The 2,454-nt window shown below is 73.0% G+C and carries 2 protein-coding genes; one reads left to right on the forward strand and one right to left on the reverse strand.

The features are described 5' to 3' along the window. Window positions 1-1,013: aminotransferase class I/II-fold pyridoxal phosphate-dependent enzyme (locus PROKR_RS25975; RefSeq protein ID WP_036969511.1), on the reverse strand; the 1,013-nt coding region annotated here is incomplete at its 3' end. Between the two features lie 179 nt (window positions 1,014-1,192). Between PROKR_RS25975 and PROKR_RS25980 the strand changes: the two genes are divergently transcribed. Beyond that, window positions 1,193-2,454: TadA family conjugal transfer-associated ATPase (locus PROKR_RS25980; RefSeq protein WP_036969514.1), on the forward strand; the 1,262-nt coding region annotated here is incomplete at its 3' end.

The raw sequence follows: 2,454 nt of genomic DNA on the forward strand, positions 1-2,454 counted from the left end.
CCGGCCGGCCGCGTGACGGTGAAGCCGGCGGTCTCCAGCCCGGCGCTCAGGAGGTCGCGGCGCTCGGCCAGGGACGCGGCCAGCGCGCGGGGCGTGTCGTCGTCCGCCAGGGCCTGCGCGATGGCCGGCTGGAACGGCGCGCCCGACGTGTACGTCAGGTACTGCTTGACGGTCCGTACCGCCGTGACCAGGTCGGCCGGGCCGTGCAGCCAGCCCACCTTCCAGCCGGTGAACGAGAACGTCTTGCCCGACGACGAGATGGTCAGCGTCCGCTCCGCCATCCCGGGCAGCGTCGCGACCGGCACGTGCTCCGCGCCGAACGTCAGGTGCTCGTAGACCTCGTCCGTGACCACGATCGCGTCGTGCTCCCGCGCGACCGCGGCGACGGCGGCCAGCTCGTCCCGCGTGAGCACCGTCCCGGTCGGGTTGTGCGGCGAGTTGAGCAGGATCATGCGCAGACGGTCGGTGGCCGCCGCCCGCAGGGCCTCGACGTCGAGCCGGAACCCGTCCGGCCCCGGGACCAGGGGGACGGTGACGTGCGTGGCGCCCGACATGCCGATCGCGGCCGCGTGCGAGTCGTAGAACGGCTCCAGCGTGAGCACCTCGTCGCCGGGCCGGGTCAGCGCCAGGACCGACGCCGTCAGTGCCTCGGTGGCGCCTGTGGTGACCAGCACCTCGGTGTCGGGGTCGACGTCCAGGCCGTAGTGCCGCTTCTGGTGCTCGGCCACGGCGCGGCGCAGCTCCGGCACGCCGTCCCCGGGCGCGTACTGGTTGCGGCCCGCCTCGATCGCCTGGATCGCGGCCTGCTTGACGTACTCCGGACCGTCGACGTCGGGGAAGCCCTGGCCGAGGTTGATCGCGCCGGTGCGGACCGCCAGGGCGGACATCTCGGCGAAGATCGTGACGGCGACGCTGCCGTCCTCGGCGAGCAGCCCGGCGGCGCTCGCGGTGGCCTGCCAGCGGTCCTGGCCCCGGTCGGACGAGTCGCGGCCAGGTGAATGAAGGGCGTTCATGGGCTAGACGATAGCCACCGCCCGTCCACCCCGGGTTCATCTCGGGCATGCCCGACAACCCGCTTTACCTGCACCTTTGTGGACAAGCCTGTGGATTTGGTGGATAACCAGGCCTCCTGGGGAAGGTTATCCACAGGGTGCCCTGCAGAGATGAACGTTTGGACCTAGCGTTGCCGGTCATGGGCGAAGAGGGGGCGCGGATCCTCGAGCACGAGGTCCGCGAGCTGGTGCGGCGCAGGGGTTTGGACCCGATCGGTGATCGGGCAGGGTTGTCGACCCTGGTGACGGACGCGCTCGGCGACTACGCGACCCGGGCGAGCGTCGGCGTTGTGCCGCCGCTCGACGACCCGGACGCCGCGGCCCGCGCCGTGACCGACGCGGTGGGCGGGTTCGGCCCGTTGCAGCCGTACCTCGACGACCCGGAGATCGAGGAGGTCTGGCTCAACGCTCCGACCCACGTGTACGTCGCGCGGCGGGGTGTGTCCGAGCTGACCAGCACGGTGCTGACCGACGAGCAGGTGCGCGACCTCGTGGAGCGGATGCTCAAGACCTCCGGGCGCCGGCTCGACCTGTCGAGCCCCTTCGTGGACGCCCGGCTGCCCGGCGGGGAGCGCCTGCACGTGGTGATCCCCGACATCACGCGCTCCGCGTGGGCCGTGAACATCCGCAAGCACGTGGTGCGGGCGCGGTCGCTGGCGGACATGGTGCGGCTCGGCTCGCTCACGGCCCAGGCCGCGACGTTCCTCGACGCCGCCGTGCGGTCCGGGCTGAACGTGCTCGTCTCGGGCCAGACCCAGGCCGGCAAGACCACGATGCTGAACGCCCTTGCGGGGTCGATCCCCGGGTCCGAGCGCGTCATCTCGGCCGAGGAGGTCTGGGAGCTGCGCCTGCCGGTCCGCGACCACGTGGCGCTGCAGACGCGCCCCGCCAACCTCGAGGGCACGGGCGAGGTGCCGCTGCGGCGCCTGGTCAAGGAGGCCCTGCGCATGCGCCCGGACCGGCTGGTCATCGGCGAGGTGCGGGAGGCCGAGGCGTTCGACCTGCTCATCGCCCTGAACAGCGGGGTGCCCGGCATGTGCACGCTGCACGCCAACACCGCGCGCGAGGCGGTCGCGAAGATGACCACCCTCCCGCTGCTCGCGGGCGAGAACGTGTCGGACCGCTTCGTGGTGCCCACCGTCGCCTCCGCCGTGGATCTCGTGGTGCACCTCGGCCTGACCCGGGCGGCTGACGGCGTGGTGCGCCGCCAGGTCCGCGAGATCGTCGCGGTGACCGGACGGGTCGAGGAGGGGCGCATCGAGACGGCCGGGATCTTCGACCGGGACGCCGACGGCGACCTGCGCCGCGGCGACGGCATGCCGCCCGGCGAGGACCGGTTCGAGCGCGCCGGGTTCGACGTCCGGGCGCTGCTCGCCGACCGGCGGTCGAGGCCTCCGGAGGC

Source organism: Promicromonospora kroppenstedtii DSM 19349 (assembly GCF_000515355.1).
Classification (GTDB): Bacteria; Actinomycetota; Actinomycetes; order Actinomycetales; family Cellulomonadaceae; genus Promicromonospora; species Promicromonospora kroppenstedtii.